Source organism: Streptomyces mayteni, from assembly GCF_054783955.1.
Map to the genome: position 1 here is coordinate 12025 of NZ_BAAGPR010000054.1, position 20613 is coordinate 32637.

At 74.7% G+C, this 20613-nt stretch carries 17 protein-coding genes; 16 read left to right on the forward strand and 1 reads right to left on the reverse strand.

Annotation, left to right across the window (positions count from 1 at the left end; all coding sequences use genetic code 11):
• The first annotated feature begins 256 nt into the window (after positions 1 to 256).
• From ACYVPE_RS22725 to ACYVPE_RS22800, 16 genes are all read left to right on the forward strand, one after another.
• Entirely contained in the window at positions 257 to 2065 is a 1809-nt protein-coding gene (locus ACYVPE_RS22725) for an FAD/NAD(P)-binding protein (protein WP_461035525.1), read from the forward strand.
• Positions 2062 to 3261, forward strand: a complete 1200-nt coding sequence (locus tag ACYVPE_RS22730; RefSeq protein ID WP_461035526.1) for a C45 family autoproteolytic acyltransferase/hydolase — start codon at positions 2062 to 2064, stop codon at positions 3259 to 3261. The genes ACYVPE_RS22725 and ACYVPE_RS22730 overlap by 4 nt, the downstream gene beginning before the upstream one ends.
• Positions 3258 to 4817, forward strand: a complete 1560-nt coding sequence (locus ACYVPE_RS22735) for an ABC transporter substrate-binding protein (RefSeq protein ID WP_461035527.1) — start codon at positions 3258 to 3260, stop codon at positions 4815 to 4817. The genes ACYVPE_RS22730 and ACYVPE_RS22735 overlap by 4 nt, the downstream gene beginning before the upstream one ends.
• On the forward strand, positions 4817 to 5746 hold the full coding sequence (locus ACYVPE_RS22740; protein ID WP_461035528.1) for an ABC transporter permease: 930 nt from the start codon (positions 4817 to 4819) through the stop codon (positions 5744 to 5746). The genes ACYVPE_RS22735 and ACYVPE_RS22740 overlap by 1 nt, the downstream gene beginning before the upstream one ends.
• Positions 5747 to 5749: 3 nt before the next feature.
• Positions 5750 to 6601 carry an ABC transporter permease gene (locus tag ACYVPE_RS22745; RefSeq protein ID WP_461035529.1) on the forward strand — a complete coding sequence of 284 codons (852 nt, stop codon included), beginning with the start codon at positions 5750 to 5752 and terminating at the stop codon, positions 6599 to 6601.
• A 1-nt stretch (position 6602) separates the two neighbouring features.
• On the forward strand, positions 6603 to 7787 hold the full coding sequence (locus ACYVPE_RS22750; RefSeq protein ID WP_461035530.1) for a M24 family metallopeptidase: 1185 nt from the start codon (positions 6603 to 6605) through the stop codon (positions 7785 to 7787).
• 19 nt (positions 7788 to 7806) lie between these two features.
• Complete coding sequence (locus ACYVPE_RS22755) at positions 7807 to 9039, forward strand: ABC transporter ATP-binding protein (protein WP_461035531.1); 1233 nt, start codon at positions 7807 to 7809, stop codon at positions 9037 to 9039.
• Positions 9040 to 9060: 21 nt separating this feature from the next.
• A complete protein-coding gene (locus ACYVPE_RS22760; RefSeq protein ID WP_461035532.1) occupies positions 9061 to 9882 on the forward strand; it encodes an ATP-binding cassette domain-containing protein in 822 nt (273 codons plus the stop codon).
• 14 nt (positions 9883 to 9896) lie between these two features.
• A complete protein-coding gene (locus tag ACYVPE_RS22765) occupies positions 9897 to 10925 on the forward strand; it encodes a peroxidase-related enzyme (protein WP_461035533.1) in 1029 nt (342 codons plus the stop codon).
• Positions 10922 to 13198: a molybdopterin-dependent oxidoreductase gene (locus ACYVPE_RS22770; RefSeq protein ID WP_461035534.1), complete on the forward strand. Its 2277-nt coding sequence runs from the start codon at positions 10922 to 10924 to the stop codon at positions 13196 to 13198. The genes ACYVPE_RS22765 and ACYVPE_RS22770 overlap by 4 nt, the downstream gene beginning before the upstream one ends.
• Positions 13199 to 13285: 87 nt before the next feature.
• Positions 13286 to 13786 (forward strand): VOC family protein, encoded by a 501-nt coding sequence (locus tag ACYVPE_RS22775; RefSeq protein WP_461035535.1) that lies wholly within the window; start codon positions 13286 to 13288, stop codon positions 13784 to 13786.
• Positions 13787 to 13866: 80 nt separating this feature from the next.
• Positions 13867 to 15030 carry a CaiB/BaiF CoA transferase family protein gene (locus ACYVPE_RS22780; protein ID WP_461035536.1) on the forward strand — a complete coding sequence of 388 codons (1164 nt, stop codon included), beginning with the start codon at positions 13867 to 13869 and terminating at the stop codon, positions 15028 to 15030.
• Positions 15027 to 16241, forward strand: a complete 1215-nt coding sequence (locus ACYVPE_RS22785; protein ID WP_461035537.1) for an acetyl-CoA C-acetyltransferase — start codon at positions 15027 to 15029, stop codon at positions 16239 to 16241. Before ACYVPE_RS22780 ends, ACYVPE_RS22785 begins: the two co-directional genes overlap by 4 nt.
• 61 nt (positions 16242 to 16302) lie before the next feature.
• Positions 16303 to 18327: an enoyl-CoA hydratase-related protein gene (locus tag ACYVPE_RS22790; RefSeq protein WP_461035538.1), complete on the forward strand. Its 2025-nt coding sequence runs from the start codon at positions 16303 to 16305 to the stop codon at positions 18325 to 18327.
• A gap of 120 nt (positions 18328 to 18447) precedes the next feature.
• Positions 18448 to 18921, forward strand: coding sequence for a DUF4334 domain-containing protein (locus ACYVPE_RS22795; RefSeq protein WP_461035539.1), 474 nt, complete (start codon positions 18448 to 18450; stop codon positions 18919 to 18921).
• Positions 18922 to 18940: 19 nt separating this feature from the next.
• Positions 18941 to 20035, forward strand: coding sequence for an NAD(P)-dependent alcohol dehydrogenase (locus ACYVPE_RS22800; protein WP_461035540.1), 1095 nt, complete (start codon positions 18941 to 18943; stop codon positions 20033 to 20035).
• Between the two features lie 7 nt (positions 20036 to 20042).
• Here the strand turns inward: ACYVPE_RS22800 and ACYVPE_RS22805 are convergent, their stop codons facing one another.
• Positions 20043 to 20591: an AAA family ATPase gene (locus ACYVPE_RS22805; RefSeq protein WP_461035541.1), complete on the reverse strand. Its 549-nt coding sequence runs from the start codon at positions 20589 to 20591 to the stop codon at positions 20043 to 20045.
• Positions 20592 to 20613: the final 22 nt, after the last annotated feature.

Below are 20613 nucleotides of genomic sequence, written 5' to 3' on the forward strand. Positions count from 1 at the left end.
ACAAGGCCAACTCGCGGTCGCGGCACGGTATTCCCGCGAACCCGAAACCTGATGCAACAGGTTCCGGAAAAAGGGTGCGGTACGTTCGGAAAGAAAGCGGAGTTCCGATTGTTCAGTGAATGGAACAGGCTTGACTGCGGACCGTGCCCCGGGGCACATTTCCCGATCACCGAGCCAGGTCGGGCGGTCGGCCTTTCCCCATTGACCGACCGCCCGACCTTCCCTCCGCACGCCTCGCGCCGAATGTGAAAGCACCATGACCCATACAGCCGCCGTACCGGACGACGAAGTCCACCTCGTCGTCGTCGGCGGCGGGCCACGCGGGCTCTCCGTGCTGGAACGGGTCGCCGCGCGCCTCGCGCGGCCGGGCGCCGGCCCCGCCCCCGAGCTGCGGATCACGCTCGTCGAGCCGCACCGGGCAGGGGCCGGGAAGGTGTGGCGCCCCGAGCAGCCCGCCGAGCTGCTGATGAACACCATGAGCGCCGACAACACCGTCTTCCCCGACGCCTCGGTGCGCCTCGACTCACCCGTGGAAACCGGCCCCACATTTCTGGGGTGGCTGCGCCGGATAGCCGGGGAAGGGCATCGGGATCCCGGCGCCGTCGAGTTCGCCAGGAGTTCCACGGAACGCGACTACGCGCCCCGCCGGGTCTACGGGGTATATCTCGTCGACGCCCTCGCCGCCGTGCGCTCGCGACTGCCCGTCCGGGTGCTGACGGATTCCGCCACCGCGGTCGCCGTCGCGGAGGACGGCCGGCACCTGGTGCGGCTGGCCGCCGGCCGCCGGCTCACCGCCACCGCCGTGGTGCTCGCCACCGGCCACCTCGACCAGCCGCCCGCGCCCACCGCCGCCGAGGGCCCCGCCGCCGAGGGCCCCGCCTGGCTGCCCGGCGGCCACCCCACCGACTTCGACCTGACCGCGCTCGCCCCCGGCGCCGAGGTCCTGCTCCGCGGCGGCGGCCTCAACGCCTACGACGTGCTGGCCCTGCTGACCGCCGGGCGCGGCGGCCGGTTCACCGCCGACGGCTATCTGCCGAGCGGCCGGGAGCCCCGGATCTGGATCACCACCAGGCGCGGCGTCCCCTTCCACGCCCGCGTCGACACCCCGGGCGTCCGCACCCCGGTCGCCCACCTGACGCCCGAGCGGGTCGCCGAGCTGGCCGCCCGCCCCCGCCTCGACTTCCGCGACGACGTCCTCCCGCTGCTCGTCGCCGACCTCGAACTCGCCTGGTACGAGCGGATACCCGGGGCCCGCGACGGCGCCGCCCCCGACCTGCCGGCCGCACTCCGCCTCGACCTCGACGCGCTCGCCGCCCCGCTCGCCGGCCGCCGGTTCGCCGACCCCGACCAGCTCCAGCACTGGTTCGCCGGCCACCTCGACGCCGACCTCGCGGCCGCCACCGACCCCGCGCTGCCGCCGGCCGCCGCCCTGGCCGTCGCGATGCGCCAGGCCAGGCCCGCCCTCAACCGGCTGCTCACCGCCGGCAACCTCACCGGCGAGTCCTACCGCCGCGACGTGCTCGGCCACCTCAACGGGCTGCTGAACTTCTTCTCCGCCGGGCCCCCGGCCCGCCGGGTGCGGGAGCTCCGCGCGCTCCACGAGGCCGGCGTCGTCCGCCTCCTCGGCCCCGCCACCCGCACCCCCGAAGGCGCCTGGGCCTCCACGGTCGCCGACCGCCTCACGGTCCGACCCGACGCCGTCGTCGACGCCTGGATCCCGCCGGTCGACGTCACCACCCCGGGACCCGGACTCGTCCGCGCCCTGCTCGCCGACGGCGTCGGCCGGCCGCACACCCTGCCCTCCGCCACCCCCGGCGGCCCGCCCCTGCCCACCGGCGCCCTGGACGCGCGGGCCCGCGACGGGCGGCTGCGATGTCCCGGCGGCGGTGTCCACCGCGGCCTCTTCGCCGTCGGAGTGCCCCTCGAAGGGGTGCGCTGGACCACCGCCATCGGCGCCCGACCGGGCACCGACGCCGCCTTCTTCCACGAGACCGACCAGGTCGCCGCCGAGGTGCTGGCCCGACTCGGCCACCCCGCCCGCGCCCCCCAGGAGACTCCGCAGTGACCGGAACGACCGCACAGAGCCCGAACGCCGCACCGCCCGCCGCGCACCCCGGCCACTGGCGGGAGTTCGGCCTGGCGCCGCACTCCACGCCCGCCGCCGATTCCGCCGCCGGCCACCAGACGGCCGGCTACCTCGACCTCACCGGCACCCCGGCCGAGCAGGGCCGCCAGCACGGCCGCGCCGCACGCGAGGCCATCGCCGCCAACATCGCCGCCGTCCGCCGCGACATCGCCGAACTCTGCGCCGACGACACCGCCCGCGCCCGCTACGAGGACTGCCTGGACGCCAACGCCGCGTTCGTCCGCGCCACCGACCCCGACCAGTACGCGGAACTGGCCGGCATCGCCGACGGCGCCGACGCCCCGCTCCGCGACGTCCTCGCCCTCAACCTGCCCGCCCACATGGTGCTCCGCTGGCTCCCCCAGGAGTGCAGCCAGCTGATCGTCGCCGGCGAGCACGCCGCCCCCGACACCTCGCTGCTCGCCAAGACCCGCGACATGGCGGGCAACTTCGTCGAGCACGTCGTGCTCCGCCGCCGCTACCCGGAAGGGCGCAGGCTCACCGAGGTCACCGTCGCCGGCAGCGTGCTGTGGCCGGGCAGCGGCATCAACGACGCCGGCGTCGCCATGTCCACCTCCGGCGTGTGGAGCCACCGCACCGACGTCGACTGGCGCGCCTCGGGCACCGGCTGGATCCTGATCAACTCGCACGACCTGCTGCGCCGCGCCGGCAGCGCCGCCGAGTTCGCCGAACTGCTCCGCGCCCAGCCCAGGATCAGCGGCCTCAACCTCGCCGTCGCCGACGCCGCGGGCGGCCGGCTCGCCCTGGAGGCCACCGCGGACGACGTCGTGGTCCGCGACCAGGCCGACCACCACGTGCTCACCAACCACTACGTCTGCGCCGCCACCGCCCCGCTCGCCCCCACCCCCGAGGAGAACGCCTCCACCTACCACCGCGACCTGGTGGCGGGCCGGGCCCTGGACGCGGCGCGCGGCATGACCCCGGGCGCGCTCGCCGAACTCCTCGCCGACCACGACGGCTACCCGCAGAACTCCCTCTGCCGCCACCAGGTCGCGGGCGCCGGCTCCGAGACCACCTACGCCTCGATCGCCGTCCTCCCCGCCGGCGCGTTCTACGTCACCCTCGGCAACCCCTGCGCCTCCGACCGCGCCGTCTTCGCGGAGGACGACCGATGAGCACACCCTCCCGCCGCGGCCTCTCCCGCCGTGGCTTCCTGGGCCTCGGCGGCGGCGCGCTGCTCGCCGGCACCCTCGCCGGCTGCCTCGGCTCCAACACCTCGGGCTCACGGGCCCGCGACTCCCGGGTGGTCATCGGCCTCTCCGCCGCCGTCACCACCCTCGACCCGATGAACACCACCTCGGTCGGCACCGACCTCTCCGTGCTGTCCTCCGTGTACTCGTCCCTGGTCACCCGCCGCCCCGACCTCTCCATCGGGCCCGACGCCGCCGCCTCCTGGGACCGCGTCGAACCCACCCGCTGGCGCTTCCACCTCGACGGGCGCGCCGCCTTCGCCGACGGCACCCCGCTCGACGCCGACGTCGTCGTCTGGAACGTCGAACGGCTGCTCAACGCCGACAACGCGCTGCGCATGACCTCCAACTTCCCGCTGCTGACCGGCGCCGAGCGGGTCGACGCGGGCACCGTCGACCTGGTCACCAGCGAGCCCGACGCCGACCTGCTCGGCGCGCTCTCCTTCCTCTACCTGCTCAGCCCCGCCTGGGCCGAGAGCCACACCCCCGCCACCGACACCATGGGCTCGGGCCCCTACGAGATCACCCGCTACAGCCCAGGCGGCATCGTCGAACTCCGCGCCCGCGACGACTACTGGGCCACCGCGCCCGCGGTCCGCCACGTCACCTACCGGATCACCCCCTCCGAGGCCGCCCGCGTCTCCGGGCTGCTCTCCGGCGAACTCGACCTCGTCGCCGGACTCGACCCCCAGGACCTCGACCGGCTCCGCACCGACCGCGAGCTCACCGTCCACCAGCTCGACACCACCCGGATGGCGTTCATCAAGCTCAACACCCTCACCGGACCCATGCGGGACCTGCGGGTGCGGCAGGCCGTCAACCACGCCGTCGACAAGCGGGCCATCACCGAGAGCCTGCTCAAGGGCACCGTCGAGCCGAGCCCGGGACAGCTCCTCACCACCGACTACGCCGGCTACGCGGAAGGGCTCACCGGCTACCCCTACGACCCGGCCCTGGCCAGGGAGCTGCTGCGCGAGGCCGGCTACGGCGACGGCAACCGGCTGCACGTCGAACTCACCGTCCCCACCGGCCAGTACGTCGCCGGCGACCTCATCGTGCAGGCCGTCGCCCAGCAGTTGAGCCAGGTCGGGATCCGCGCGGACATCAACAGCATCCCGTTCACCGTCTACATGCAGAAGTACCTGGTGGACCAGGACATGTCCGACATGCAGTACATCACGCAGGCCTGGCCCACCCTGGCCGCCGGCGGCCTCTACGGACTCTTCGTCGCCGACAGCCCCTACGCCTACTGGGACGACGCCGAGTTCACCGACGCCGTCACCGAGGCCCGCACCACCGAGGACCAGACGCGCCGCGACGAGCTCTACGCCACCGCCGCCCGCCGCGCCCGCGAACAGGCCCCGGTCCTCTTCCTCTTCCCGCAGCCCGGCATCCACGCCGCCGCCCGGGACCTGGAATGGCGGGCCCGCCCCGACGACTGGGTGCGCCCGGCCGAGATGTCCTGGAAGGGAGCCGCGTGATGGCCCGCTTCGTCCTGCGCCACCTCGGCCTGACCCTGGTCGCCGTCTGGGGCGCCCTGTCCGCCGTCTTCCTGGTGCTCCACTCCTCGGGCAACCCGGCCGTGATGATGGCGCCGGTCGGCGCCGACGAGGACCAGATCGCCCAGCTCAGCCACGCCCTCGGCTACGACCGGCCGCTGGCCGAGCAGTACGTCTCCTTCTTCGGCGACGTGCTCCGCGGCGACTTCCCGGACTCGCTCACCTTCCAGCAGTCCGCGCTCCACGTCGTCCTGGAACGGCTGCCCGCCACCCTCACCCTGGCCGGCACCGCGCTGCTGATCGCCTGCGTCGCCGCCGCGGCCGCCGGCTTCTGGTCCGGCTCCCGGGAGGGCGGCGGCGCCCGCCGCGAGTGGCCCATGTGGCTGGTGTTCCTCGCCCAGTCCGTGCCCGGCTTCTACATCGGCGTGCTGCTGGTGTGGATCTTCGGCGTCCAGCTGCGCTGGCTGCCCACCTCGGGCTCCGAGGGCGCGGGAGCCCTGCTGCTGCCCGCCCTCACCCTCGCCTGCGGCGTCACCCCGCCGCTCGCCCGGGTCTTCCGCAACAGCCTCCGCGGCGAACTCACCCGCCCCTACACCCGCACCGGCATCGCCCTCGGCATGTCACGCGCCCGGGTGCTGCGGCACGCCGCGCACGGCTCGATGCTGCCCACCATCACCATCCTCGGCCTGGAGGCCGGCGCGCTGCTCGGCGGCACCGTGATCATCGAGAGCGTCTTCTCCTGGCCCGGCGTCGGCCAACTGGTCATCACCGCCCTGCAGAACGAGGACTACCCGCTGGTGCTGGCCGACCTCACCTTCCTGATCACCGCCTTCGTCCTGGTCAACCTGATCGTCGACCTGCTGTACGGCCTGCTCGACCCGCGGGTGCGGCACGCGAGCGAGAGGAGCTGACCGATGCGGAACCGCACCTTCCCCCGGCTGAACGCCGGCACCGTGGGCGCCGCCGTCCTCGGCCTGATCGTCCTCGTCACCCTCCTCGCCCCCGTGCTCGCCCCCCACGACCCGCTCGCCCAGGACCTGGCCCACACCAACGCCGCCCCCGGCGAGCACGGCTACCTCCTCGGCACCGACCAGCTCGGCCGCGACCTGCTCAGCCGACTGCTCTACGGCGCCCGCACCCCGCTGCTCGTCGGCGTGCTCGCCGTGCTGTGCGGCGGCGTCTTCGGCACCGCCCTCGGGCTCGTCGCCGGCTTCGCCCGCGGCTGGCTCGACCAGCTGCTCTCCCGGCTCACCGACATCCAACTCGCCCTGCCCTCCATCCTGCTGGCGCTGCTGGTGCTCTCCTTCGGCGGCCGGTCGACCGCCGTGCTCGTCCTCGTGATCGCCCTCACCGGCTGGCCCACCTACTTCCGTCTGGTCCGCTCCCGGGTGCTCTCGCTCCGCACCAGCGAGTACGTCGAGGCGTCCCTCACCCAGGGCGTGCCGGCCTGGCGGGTCGCCGTCCGCGACCTGCTGCCCGGGGTGCGCGGCCTGGTCGCCGTCACCGCCACCCTCGACCTGTCCAGGGCCGTCCTGATGGAGGCCGGCCTCAGCTACCTCGGGCTCGGCGCGCAGGCCCCCGAGGCCGACTGGGGTCTGATGGTCTCCGAAGGCCAGGGCCAACTGCTCAGCTCCTGGTGGATCGCCGTGCTGCCGGGGCTCTGCCTGGTCGTCCTGGTGATCTCCGCCAACCTGCTGGGCGAACGGCTGGCCCGCCGCCGGCGCGGCGCCCCCCACCTCCCGACAACCGCCACGAGGACCGTCTGACATGCTGCCCGACACCACCACCGTCAAGGCCCGCTGGGCCCGCGTCCAGGAGAACCTGCGCGCCGCGGACGTCGACGCGATGATCGTCCTCAAGCCGCAGAACACCTTCTACCTCTCCGGCTACACGCCGGTGATCTACTCCCACCCCGCGCTCGTCGTGCTGCCCGCCGAGGGCGACCCCGTCTTCGTGCTGCACGCGCTGCGCGCCCACTCCTCCCGCCGGGTCTCGCTGATCACCGACATCCGGCCCTACGGCCGGTGGGCCAAGGAGATCGGCCCCGACCACTGGTGGCAGGTGCTCGCCGACGTCCTCGCCGAACGCGGCCTGGCCGGCGGCCGGATCGGCATCGAGGGCGAGTTCCTCCCGCACAACCACCTCACCAGGTTCGCCGAGACCCTGCCGGAGGCCACCTTCGTCGACGCCGGCCAGGCCCTGATGCGGGCCCGCTACGTCAAGGACGCCGCCGAGCTCGAGTCGCTGCGGGTCGCCGCCGCCGTCGCCGACGCCGGCATGGACGCGGTGCTCGCCGCCGTCGCCGAGCGGCGCAGCGAGGTCGAGGTCTCGGCCGCCGCGATGCGCGCCATGCAGGACACCTGGGCCACCAGGTACCCCGACCGGATCGCGATCGACTTCGGCAACCTGGAGGGCGGCGTCTTCAACTCCCTCTGGGCCTACTCCCTGGTCGGCGACCGGGTCCCGATGAACTCCGCCCCGCCGACCGACCGCCGCCCGGTCGACGGCGAGATCCAGTGGACCGTCATCTGGACCGCGATCGACGGCATGCACACCGAGAACGAGCGCTCCGTCGCCGTCGGCCCCCTGAACGCCGAACGCCAGGCCGCGTTCGAGTCGCTGCTCGCCATCACCGAGGACGTCAAGCCCTCCCTGCGGCCGGGCCTCAGCTGCGCCGACGTCTACGAGGCGGCGCGCGCCGCCTACCAGCGGCACGGCTACGGCGACTACCTGCCGGGCCGCATCGGCCACGGCCTCGGCCTCGGCCCGCACGAGCAGCCGAGCCTCGGCCCCACCGACGACCTGGTCCTGGCCCCCGGCATGGTGCTGACCATCGAACCGAACCTCCGGATCCCCAGCTTCGGCGGCCTCCAACACTCCGACAGCATCGTGATCACCGAGACCGGCTTCGAGTACCTGACCACCACCCGCCGCGACCTGATCCAGGTCTGACCGCACCGGGAGCGCTGACATGTCACTGTTGTCCGTCTCGAACCTCACGGTCTCCTTCGGGGGGCGCCCCGCGGTCCGCGACGTCTCCTGGGAGATCGGCCCCGGCGAGATCGTCGGCCTGGTCGGCGAGTCCGGATCCGGCAAGAGCGCCACCGGCCTCGCCGTCCTCGGCCTGCACGACCCCCGTACCACGTCCGTCACCGGCTCCGTCACCCTGGACGGCCAGGAGCTGGTGGGCGCCGACGAGAAGACCCTGCGGACGATACGCGGCCGGCGGGTCGCGATGATCTTCCAGGACGCGCTCGACGCCCTCAACCCGTACCGCCGGGTCGGCGAACAGATCGCCGAGGCGTACCGGCTGCACCACGCCGACGCCGACCGCGCGGTGGCCCGCGCGCGGGCCGTCGACCTGCTGGCCCGGGTCGGCATCGACCACCCCGAGCAGCGGGCCCGCCAGTACCCGCACCAGTTCTCCGGCGGCATGCGGCAGCGCGTGATGATCGCGCTCGCCCTCGTCAACGAGCCGGAACTGATCATCGCCGACGAGCCGACGACGGCCCTCGACGCGACCGTCCAGGCCCAGGTGCTGGACCAACTCGTCGAACTCCAGCGGGAGACGGGCATCGCCGTCGTCCTGATCACCCACGACTTCGGCGTGGTGGAGCAGGTCTGCGGCCGCGTCGTCGTGATGTACCGCGGCCGGGTCGTCGAACAGGGCCCCACGGACCGGGTGCTGACCGCCGGCACCCACCCCTACACCCGCGCCCTGGTCGCCTCCGTCCCCCGCCCCGACGACGAACCGGGCACCCGCCTCCCCACCGTCCCCGAGGTCGTCACCAGCCTCATCGGCCCCATCGACGAGGAGTCCCTCTCCGACCCCGCCCTGACCGTCACCGACGGCGGCGGAGCCGCCGTGCCGCGGCCCATCGCCGCCGGCGAGGCCGCCGTGCCGGCGGACAGAGCCGCTGACGCGGCGGTACCGGCCGACGGCGAAGCCGGTCCGGCTGGCGCCGAGGTCGGTGGGCCGACGGCGACGGTCACAGCCGCACCGGGCGGCAGCGCGGCTGCGGTGGCGTCTGCGGGTGACCGCGTCGTTACGGCCGATCAGTCGGAAGCCGCGGCCTCCCGCACCGAGGGCGGCCGTGATGCCGCCACCGGCGCCGTGGCCGCCGTGCCGGCGGCTGATCCGGGGCTCGCGGCGGCTGCTGCCCAGCCCGCCGCGCCCACGGTCGGCCGGGGGACCGGGCCGTAGGCCACCGGCGGCGGAGCCGCCGTGCCCGTGCCGCGTGCCTCCGGGGGCGAAGCCGCCTCGGCGGCAGCTCCGCTGCTCGTCGTCAGGGATCTGACGGTCTCCTACCCCGGCCGGCTCGGCCGGCGGCAGGTGCGGGTACGGGGGGTGTCGTTCGAGATCGCCGCGGGGGAGACGTTCGGGCTCGTGGGGGAGTCGGGGTCCGGGAAGAGCACCATCTCGCGGGTGCTGCTCGGGCTGCGGCGGGCCGATTCGGGGGCCGTGCTGCTGGACGGCGAGGACGTCACGCACGCGTCCCGCCGCGCGCGGCGGCGGCTCGCGCCGAAGGTGCAGATGGTGTTCCAGGACCCGTACGGGTCCCTCAACCCCGATCGCCGGATCGGCGACACCGTCGGTGCCGGGCTGTTGTTCCACACCGAGCTGACCCGCGCCGAACGGCGCGCCCGTGTGGCCGAGTTGCTGGCCGAGGTCGGGCTCGACCCGGCGCTGGCCGTCGCCTACCCGGAGGAGCTCTCCGGCGGTATGCGGCAACGCGTCGGCATCGCCCGCGCGTTGGCGCTCGAACCGCGGCTGCTGGTGGCCGACGAGCCCGTCTCGGCGCTCGACGTGTCCGTGCAGGCGCAGGTGCTCAACCTGCTCACCGAGCTCCAGCGGAGTCGCGGCCTCGCCATGCTGTTCATCTCCCACGACCTCACCGTCGTCCGGCACATGAGCAGCCGCATCGCCGTGCTCCGCGCCGGTGAGATCGTCGAGGCCGGCGACCGCGACCGGATCATGGAGCGACCGGAGAGCGACTACACCAGGGCCCTGCTCGCCGCCGGCCTGTCCGCCCGCCGGGCCGCCTAGGGAGAGGGAAACCCGTGTACGACGTCATCGACCGGCTCGCCGGCGACCTCCCCGAGGTCGCCCGGCTGCGGGCGCTGCGCCCGCGCCTCGTGGAGCTCCAACAGCGCGCCCACGACGTGCTGTTCGGCGCCGCGGCGACCGAGCCGGCCGAGTTGCGGGCCGCCGCCCGCGCCGTGGCCGCGGCCGGCCGGCACCCGGCCGCGCTCGGGCAGTACGCCGGCCGGGAGGCGGACGGGCCCCGTGCGGCGGCGGCCGTCGCGCACGCCCGGCTGCTCACCCACCGCCCCGCCGCCGCCTCGGCGGCGGACATCGACGAGCTGCGCGCGGCCGGCTTCGGCGAAGCCGAGATCGTCACGCTCTCCCAGGGCATCGCCTTCGTCAACCAGCAGCTCCAACTCGCCGCAGGTCTAAGGCTGCTGGCCACCGGCGAGCCCGCCACCGGCGAGCCCGCGGCCGGCGCGCCGCCCACCCTCGCCGGCGGCCCGCACTTCACCACCGGGGTGCTGACCTGGCACCCCACCGTCCGCCCCATCCCCGTCGCGGAGTTGACCGCCGAGCACCACCGCGCGCTCGCCGGCAAGCGCCCCGACAGCCCCTACTTCCGCACCCTCGGCCACGACCTGGCGATCCTCGCCGAGCGCACCGCCATCGATCTGGCGGCCTTCGCCTCCGAGGGCGGCCTGCCCCGCGGCGAGCGTGAACTCGCGGCCACCGCCGTCTCGTTGTACAACGGCTGCGTGTACTGCGTCTCCGTGCACGCCAGGCTCGCCGCCCGGCACGGCCTCGACCGGGCCGCCGTCGCCCGGCTGCTCGCCCACGGCTCGGACGCCGTCGTCGGCCGCCGCGCCAGCCTGGTGGTCCGGCTGGCCGCCGGGCTCGCGCCGGTGCCGACCACCGCCAGCTGGGCCGAGGTCGCCGACCTCCGCGACGCCGGCCTGACCGATCTGGAGCTGGTCGACCTGGTGCACTGCGCCGCCTTCTTCGCCTGGGCCAACCGGCTGATGCTCAGCCTCGGCAGCCACCACGAGCCGGCCGCACCATGACCCGACACCCGCACAGCTCGCACTACGGCACCTTCCACGCCGCCCACCACCCGGCCGACGACCGGCTCACGGTGCGGCCCGACCCGGGCGACCCCGAGCCCTCGCCGCTGCTCGGCAACCTGCCGGGGTTCACCAGGGCCCGCGTCGATCGCCCGTACGTCAGGCGCGGTTGGCTCACCGAAGGCCCAGGACCCGACGAGCGGCGCGGCCGGGACGCCTTCGTGCCCGTCGAGTGGGACGAGGTCATCCCGCTGCTGGCCGGCGAGTTGGACCGGGTGCGCGTCGAACACGGCAACTCCGCCATCTTCGGCGGCTCCTACGGCTGGGGCAGCGCCGGCCGCTTCCACCACGCCCAGAGCCAGGTGCACCGGTTCCTCAACCACCTCGGCGGCTACACCCGTTCGGTCAACACCTACAGCCTGGGCGCCTCCCGCAACCTGCTCTGCCACGTCGTCGGCGACGACCGGTCGATCGTCGAACCCACCACCTACCAGGTGCTGGCGGAGCACACCGAGCTCTTCGTCTGCTTCGGCGGCATGCCGGCCAAGAACTCCCAGGTCAACTCAGGCGGCGTCAGCCGCCACACCGCTGCCGGGCAACTCCGCGCCGCCCGCGACCGCGGTGCCCGCTTCGTGCTGGTCAGCCCGCTCCGCGACGACCTGGCCGAGGATCTCGACGCCGAGTGGATCGCCCCGCTGCCCGGCACCGACACCGCCCTGCTGCTGGCCCTGGCGTACGTCCTGCTGGTCGAGCGCCGCTACGACGTCGCGTTCTGCGCGAGCCACGTCACCGGGTTCGACGTGTTCCGCGACTACGTGCTCGGCGGCCGGGACGGCGTGCCCAAGACCCCCGCCTGGGCGGCTGCCGTCTGCGGGATCCCCGCCGACCGCATCGCCCCGCTGGCCCGCGAGATGGCGGCCCACCGCACCCTGGTCTCGCTCAGCTGGTCGCTGCAACGCGCCCACCGCGGCGAGCAGCCGATCTGGGCCGGCATCGCGCTGGCCGCCCTGCTCGGCCAGATCGGCCTGCCGGGCGGCGGCTTCGGCCACGGCTACGGCGCCACCGCCGGCACCGGCGCCGGGCTGCTGCCCTACGGGCTGCCCACCCTCCCGCAGGGCACCAACCGGGTCCCCGACTTCATCCCGGTGGCCCGTATCGCCGACCTGCTGCTCCACCCGGGCGACACCTACGAGTACGACGGCCAGCGGCTGACGTACCCGGACACCCGCCTCGTCTACTGGACGGGCGGCAACCCGTTCCACCACCACCAGGACCTCGCCAGGCTGCGCCGCGCCTTCACCCGCCCCGACACGGTCGTCGTGCACGAGCCGTTCTGGACCGCCACCGCCCGGCACGCCGACATCGTGCTGCCCGCCACCACCACCCTGGAGCGCGAGGACCTGGGCGCCGCCCGCCAGGACCCGGTGCTGGTCGCCATGCACCGGGTCGCCGCGCCGCGCGGCCAGGCCCGCGACGACTACGCGATCTTCGCCGACCTGGCCCACGAGCTGGGCGTCGGCGCCGAGTTCACCGAGGGCAGGACCGCTCGGGAGTGGCTGGCCCACCTCTACGAGGGCTGGCGCGCCGACCTGCCGCCCGAGCACCGGCCCCCCGAGGACTTCGCCGCGTTCTGGCGCGCCGGTCGCGTCACGCTGACCGGCCGGCGCATCCGGCACACCCTCTACGAACGCTTCCGCGCCGAGCCCGAGCGCCACCCGCTGGCCACCCCGTCAGGACGGATCGAGCTGTACTCGGCCACGGTCGCCTCGTTCGGCTACGACGACTGCCCAGGCCACCCCGCCTGGCTGCCGCCGCCCGCGCCGGACCCGGAGTTCCCGCTGCACCTGGTCGCCAACAACCCGGCCACCCGGCTGCACAGCCAGCTGGACCACGGCCCGCACAGCGCCGCCGCCAAGATCGACGGGCGCGAGCCGGTCCGCGTCCACCCGGACGACGCGGCCGCGCTCGGCCTGGCCGCCGGCGAGGTGGTCAGGCTGCGCAGCGCCGTCGGCTCCTGCCTGGCCGCCGTCGTGCTGAGCGACGCGCTGCGGCCCGGCGTGGTCCAACTCGCCACCGGCGCCTGGTTCGACGACTCGGCGCCCGCCGTCGCCACCTGCGTACACGGCAACCCCAACGCGCTCACCACCGACGTCGGCACCTCCCGGCTCGCCCAGGGCTGCACCGGGCAGCACGCCCGGGTCGCCGTCGAACGGCTGACGGCCCCACCGCCGCCGGTGCGGGCCCACGAGCCGCCGCCGATCGCGAGCCGCTGAACGCGCGCCCCGGCACCGATGAGTTCGGCCCCCGCCCCCGGTCCACCCCTTCGACGGCCATGACCGACAGGCGCGAAGGAGCCCACCATGCCGGAGATCACCACCCAGAAGATCAGCCCCTGCCTCTGGTACGACGACCAGGCCCAGGAGGCCGCCGAGTTCTACGTCTCGCTCTTCCCCGACTCCCGGGTGGTCGACGTGACGCGGCGCAACGAGGCGGGCCCCGGCGAGCCCGGCACCGTCCTCACGGTCACCTTCGAGCTGGCCGGCTCGCGGTTCGTCGCCCTCAACGGCGGCCCCCAGTTCACCTTCAGCGAGGCCATCTCGCTCCAGGTCGACTGCGCCGACCAGGCCGAGGTCGACGAGCTGTGGGCGAAGCTCACCGCCGACGGCGGCGAGGAGGGGCCCTGCGGCTGGCTCAAGGACCGGTTCGGCCTGTCCTGGCAGATCGTGCCCAGGCGGTTCATGGAGCTCTTCACCTCGTCCGACACCGCGGGGGCCACCGCCGCCACCAAGGCGATGTACGGCATGAAGAAGCTGGACGTCGCGGCCCTGGAGGCGGCCTACCAGGCGGCCGCCACGTCTTGACCGCGCCCCCGCCGCGACCTAGCGTTTCCCACGAGCAGGTTAACTACCGTTCAGTCACTTAGGTGGGCGGGAAGCGCCACATGGAGAACGCACCGCCGCCCGGCGCCGGCGGCCCGCTGGCCGGGGTGAGGGTCGTGGAGCTGGCCGGCATCGGCCCCGGGCCGTTCGCCGGCATGCTGCTGGCCGACCTCGGTGCCGACGTGGTGCGCGTCGACCGGCCCGGCGGCGCCGGCCACGGCGTCGAGCCGGCCCACGACCTCACCCACCGCAACAAGCGCTCCGTCCTCGTCGACCTGAAGGCCCGGGAAGGGCCCGCCCAGGTCCTGGAACTCGCCGCCAGGGCCGACGTGTTGATCGAGGGCTTCCGGCCGGGCGTGGCCGAGCGGCTCGGCGTCGGCCCCGAGGTCTGCCTGGCCCGCAACCCGCGGCTGGTCTACGGCCGGATGACGGGCTGGGGCCAGGAAGGGCCGCTGGCCGACCGGGCAGGACACGACATCGGCTACCTCGCGGTCGCCGGCGTGCTCGGCATGACCGGGCCGCCAGGCGGCCCGCCGGCCCCGCCGGCCAACCTCCTCGGCGACTTCGCCGGTGGCTCCCTCTACCTGGTGGTCGGCGTGCTCGCCGCCCTGCACCACGCCCGCGCCACCGGCGTCGGCCAGGTGGTGGACGCCGCCATCGTGGACGGCGCCGCCCACCTCACCACCATGATCGTCGGCCTGCTCGGCGCCGGCGCCTGGCAGGACAGACCAGGCGTCAACCTGCTGGACGGCGGCTGCCCCTACTACGCCGCCTACCGCACCGCCGACGACCGCTGGATGGCCGTCGGCGCCCTCGAACCCCGCTTCTACGCCGAGTTCGCCACCCGGCTCGGCCTGCCGCCCGACGCGCCGGACCGGGACGACCCGACCCGCTGGCCCGAGCTGCGCGCCCTGATCGCCGCCCGCTTCGCCACCAGGACCAGGGACGAGTGGGCGGCCGTCTTCGCAGAGGGCGACGCCTGCGCCGCGCCCGTCCTCTCACTGACCGAGGCCGCCGCCCACCCCCACGCGGCGGCCCGCGGCAGCCACCTCCCGGACGGCCGGGGCGGGCGGCAGCCGGCCCCCGCGCCCCGCTTCTCCGCCACCCCGGGATCGCTGCGCCGCCCGCCCCCGCTGCCGGGAGAGCACGCCGCGGAGATCGCCCGCGACTGGCGGCTGCCGCAACCCGATCCGACACCCGATCCGACCGAAGGGCCCCGACCGTGACCACCGACGCCTACGTCTACGACGCCATCCGCACCCCGCGCGGGCGCGGCAAGGCCAACGGCTCGCTCCACGGCACCAAGCCGGTCGACCTGGTCACCGGCCTGATCGGCGAACTGCTGCGCCGCTTCCCGGGGCTCGACCCGGCGGCCGTCGACGACGTGGTGCTCGGCGTCGTCAGCCCGGTCGGCGACCAGGGCTCCGACATCGCCAGGATCGCCGCGCTGGCCGCCGGACTGCCGCACACCGTGGCCGGGGTACAGGAGAACCGCTTCTGCGCCTCCGGGCTCGAAGCCGTCAACCTGGCCGCCGCCAAGGTACGTTCCGGCTGGGAGGACCTAGTAATGGCCGGCGGCGTGGAGTCGATGTCCCGGGTGCCGATCGGCTCCGACGGCGGCGCCTGGTTCCTCGACCCGGAGACGAGCCGGGCCACCGGCTACGTCCCGCAGGGCGTCGGCGCCGACCTGATCGCCACCATCGAGGGCTTCGGCCGGCGGGACGTCGACGCCTACGCCGCCGAGTCGCAGGCCAGGGCCGTCGCCGCCTGGAAGGCCGGCCACTTCGACCGCTCCGTGGTCCCCGTCGTCGACCGCTCGGGCGTCCCGGTCCTGGAGCGCGACGAACACCTCAGGCCCGGCACCACCGCCGACAGCCTCGCCGCGCTCAAGCCCTCGTTCGCCGCCCTCGGCGAGGCCGGCGGCTTCGACGCCCTCGCGCTGCGCAAGTACCACTGGCTGGAGCGGATCGACCACGTCCACCACGCGGGCAACTCCTCGGGCATCGTGGACGGCGCGGCGCTCACCCTGATCGGCAGCCGCGCCGCCGGCGAGCGGTTCGGCATGACGCCACGCGCCCGGATCGTCTCCGCCGCGGTCTCCGGCGCCGACCCCACCATCATGCTCACCGGACCCGCCCCCGCCACCCGCAAGGCCCTAGCGAGGGCCGGGCTCACCATGGACGACATCGACCTGATCGAGATCAACGAGGCGTTCGCCGCCGTGGTGCTGCGCTTCATGCGCGAGTTCGGCCTCGGCCCCGACCGGGTCAACGTCAACGGCGGCGCCATCGCCATGGGCCACCCGCTCGGCGCCACCGGCGCCATGATCCTGGGCACCCTCGTCGACGAGCTGGAGCGGCGCGAGCTGCGCCGCGGTCTGGTCACCCTGTGCGTCGGCGGCGGCATGGGCATCGCCACCGTCGTCGAACGTGTCTGAAACCGGCCGCCCCGCCCGCGACCGGGCCCGCCACCGTCATCCGAGACTGGAGCCACCCGCCATGGCCAGCCCCACCGCCCCCGGCCCGATCCGCTGGGAACAGAACGCCGACGGCATCGTCACCCTGCTGCTCGACGCGCCGGGACGGTCGGCCAACACCGCCGACGCCGCGTTCACCGCCGCCCTCGCCGAGGCCGTCGACCGCCTGGAGCGCGAGCGGGACGGTGCCGGGCTGACCGGCGTCGTCGTCACCTCGGCCAAGCGGACCTTCCTGGCCGGCGCCGACCTCCGCGAACTGAGCACCGTCACCCGCGAGCGGGCCGCCGACCTCCTCGCCGCCAACCTCGCCGTCAAGCGCACCCTGCGCCGCCTGGAGACGCTGGGCCGCCCGGTGGTCGCCGCCCTCAACGGCACCGCGCTCGGCGGCGGTTACGAGCTGGCCCTGGCCTGCCACCACCGGATCGCCCTGGACACACCGGAGTCCAGGATCGGCCTCCCCGAGGTCACCCTCGGCCTGCTGCCCGGCGGCGGCGGGGTCACCCGGACCGTGCGGCTGCTCGGCCTGGCCGGCGCGCTGCCGGACGTGCTGCTCGCCGGCCGCCGGCACACCGCCCGCGCGGCGCTGGCCGCCGGCCTGGTCGACGAACTCGCCGACACTTCGGAGGAGTTGCTGGCCCAGGCCCGCGCCTTCGTCCGCGCCAACCCCGACGCCCGCCAGCCCTGGGACACCAAGGGTCACCGGATCCCCGGCGGCCTGCCGGGCGACCGCGCCCTCGCGCCCCAACTCATCGCCTTCCCCGCCCAGTTGGAGCAACGGCTGGGCGGCGCGCCGTTCCCGGCGCCGCGCGCCATCCTGGCCGCCGCCGTCGAGGGCGCCCAGGTCGACCTGGAGACCGCGCTCGTCGTCGAGGGCCGCCACTTCACCGAGCTGGTCACCGGCCAGACCGCCAAGAACATGATCCAGGGCTACTTCTTCGACCTGCGCGCGGTCACCTCGGCCGGCGGCGCCGCACGGCCCAAGAACCCGGTCCTGATCGGCGTGCTCGGCGCCGGGGAGCCGGCCGCCGCCCTCGCCCGGGCCTGCGCCGACGCCGGCCTCGACGTCGTGGCCACCACCGAGGCGCGGGAGGTGGCCGGCTGCGACCTGGTCGTCGAGGCCGCCCCTGACGACCTCGCCGTCAAGCAGAAGGCGCTCACGGAGCTCGAGGACGTCCTCGCCCCCGACGCGCCGCTCTGCACCGCCACGGCCACCCTGCCCCTGGCCGCGATCGCCGAGGGCGCGCGCCACCCCGACCGCCTGGTCGGGCTGCGGCTCCCGCCGGCCGCCGAGCCGATGCCGCTGGCGGAGATCGCGCGCGGCGCGGCCGCCGACGAGGCCGCGCTCGCCGCCCTGCGCGAGCTGGCCGCCGCGCTCGGCGCCGCGCCCATCGTCGTCGACGGCGACTACACCCTGCGCCTCACCGGCCGTTACCTCGACGAGGGCGCCGCGATGGTCGGCGCCGGCATCGCCCCCGCCACCGTCGAACAGGCCGCCGCCCAGGCCGGCTTCAGGACCGGGCCGCTCGCCCTGCTCGACGAGCTCTCGCTGCCGCTCGCCCGCCGGCTCCGCCGCGCGGCCGGCCGACCGCGCCCGCCGCACCCCGGGGACGCCGTCATCGACCGGATGATCGACGCGTTCGACCGCCAGGGGCGCGCCGCCGGCGCCGGCTTCTACGACCACCCGGATGGGGGGCGCGCGGGGCTGTGGCCGGGCCTGCGGGAGCACTTCGCCTCCCCAGGCGCCGCCCCGGCCGACCTCACCGAGCTCGGCGAGCGGCTGCTGTTCGCCGTCGCCCTGGACGCCGTGCGCTGCCTGGACGAGGGCGTGCTCGGCTCCGCCGCGGAGGCCAACGTCGGCTCGCTGCTCGGCGCCGGCTTCCCAGGATGGACCGGTGGCGCCCTCCGGTTCGCCGACGGCCACGCCGACGGCCTGCCCGGATTCGCCGCCCGGGCGGCGGAGTTGCGCGAGGCCCACGGCGAACGCTTCGCCCCACCACCGCTGTTGACGGCGAAGGCGGCGCGCGGCGAGACCTTCGCGGGTGGCTGAACCCCGTCGGGCCGTCCCGAGGCGATCTTGTCGCTCCCCGGGGGCGGGCGTACGGTCAGTCGATATCGAACACGTGAGTTCGTAGTCGACGCACCGGCCCCATGGGGAAGGGAACGTTGGGTGAACATCAACGAAGCCCGGGTGAAGTTCCACGACTTGCGCAACAAGGACGACGGCGTGTCGAGCGTGGAGCTCGACCGGATCTGGACCTGTCTCGACGCGGTGCCGGCCAAGGACATCCTGGGCCGCTGGAAGGGCCAGGGGTTCGCCACCGGCCACGGGCTCTACCAGCGGCTGGTCGCCATCCGCTGGTTCGGCAAGACCTTCAACTCGGTCACCGACGCCAAGCCCCTCATCTGCTATGGCGAGAACGGTGAGTTGTTCTCCAACGTCGCGCTCGGCCAGGGCGAGGCCAGCCTGTGGAACATGGAGTTCAGGGGCGAGGTGACGGCCACCATGGTCTACGACGGGCGGCCCGACCTCGACCACTTCAAACGGGTCGATGACACGACCCTGATGGGGATCATGAACGGCAAATCCGAGCTGGTCCTGCACAATGGCGAGCACTTCTACTTCCTGCTGGAACGAGTCTGAGGCTGCTGAGGAGTCCGCGATGCGGATAACGGCCGCGGTGTCGCGGGCCGCGGGGGCCGGGTTCACCCTGGAGACGGTCGAACTCGACCCGCCGCGCGCGGACGAGATCCTGGTCCGGATCGCGGCCGGCGGTCTCTGCCACACCGACCTGGCCATCAGGTCGGCCATCACGCCGGAACACGGCCCGGTCGTCCTCGGCCACGAGGGCGCCGGCGTGGTGGAGGAGGTCGGCGACGCGGTCTCCGGGGTCCGGCCAGGGGACCGCGTCATCCTCAGCTACCGCAGCTGCCGCCGCTGCGGCCGGTGCCTGGCCGGCCGCCCGGCCTACTGCGAGCAGAGCATGCGGCTGAACAACTCGGGCCGGCGCGCGGACGGTTCGGCCACCATGCGGCAGGCCGGGGCGCCGGTGGCCGGCTCCTTCTTCGGCCAGTCCAGCTTCGCCACCCACGCCCTGGCCTCCACGGACAACGTGGTGGTCGTGGCCGACGAGGACGCCGACCTGGCCACCGTGGCCCCGCTCGGCTGCGGCTTCCAGACCGGCGCCGGCGCCGTCCTCAACGTGCTGCGTCCCGGCCAGGACGCCAGGTTCGCCGTCTACGGCGCGGGCGGCGTCGGCCTGTCCGCGCTGCTCGCCGCGAAGGCGGCCGGCGCCGCCACCACGGTGGTGGTCGAACCGGTCGCCGCCCGCCGCGAGTTGGCCGGCCGCCTCGGCGCCACCGCCGTCATCGACCCGACGGAAGGCGACGTGGTGGCGGCCGTCCGCGAGGCCACCGGCGGCGGCCCGAGCCACGCGCTCGACACCACCGGCATCCCCTCCGTCGTCGCCGACGCCGTCCGCGCCCTGGCCCCCACCGGCACCCTGGTCGTGGTCGGCCTCGGCGCGGCCGAACTCACCCTGGACCTCCAGGACCTGATGCTCAACGGCAAGGCCGTACGCGGCTGCATAGAGGGCGACGCCGTGCCGCAGCGCTTCATCCCCGAACTCCTCGACCTGCACGCCGCCGGCCGCTTCCCGGTCCAGGAGCTGATCACCACCTACTCCTTCACGGACATCAACCGCGCCGTCGCCGACCAACGCGCCGGCCGCGCGGTCAAACCCGTGCTGGTGTGGTGACCCCGGATCAGACCCGCGCCTCCGGCAGCCGGTCCAGGATGGTCGTCACCGTCTCCTCCGGCGTCTGCCCCGAGGTGTCGAGCCACAGCCCGAGGCGCGGGGTCTCCTCGCGCAGCGAACGGTCCAACTCGGCGACCGTCCAGGCGCCGTAGCCCGTCTTCTGCCGCCCCGCCTCGCGCCGCGCCACCGCTGCCCGGTCCGGCGCGAGCACCACGAGGTGGCGGGGCCGTGTCGTGATGAACCCGAGGTAGTCGGTCAGCACGCCGCCGAGCACCACGTCCTGCACCACCGCCGTCCAGCCGGCCGCCGCGTACCCGTCGGCCACGCCCGCCGCCAGCCGGTACCGCAACAGGAGTTGCCGCCACGCCTCGGCCGACTCGCCGGGCGCCATCTCGGCCCGCCCGGAGACCATCATCCGCCGGAACACGTCCCCCCGCACGTGCGCCGCCCTCGGCAACCGCTCGGCGACCAGCTGCGCCACGGTCGACTTCCCGGCCGCCATGACGCCGGTGACGAGGACCACGGAGGGGCCCGGGTCCGGCGTGCTCTGGTTCATGGGGGAGAAGGTGCCATACCCG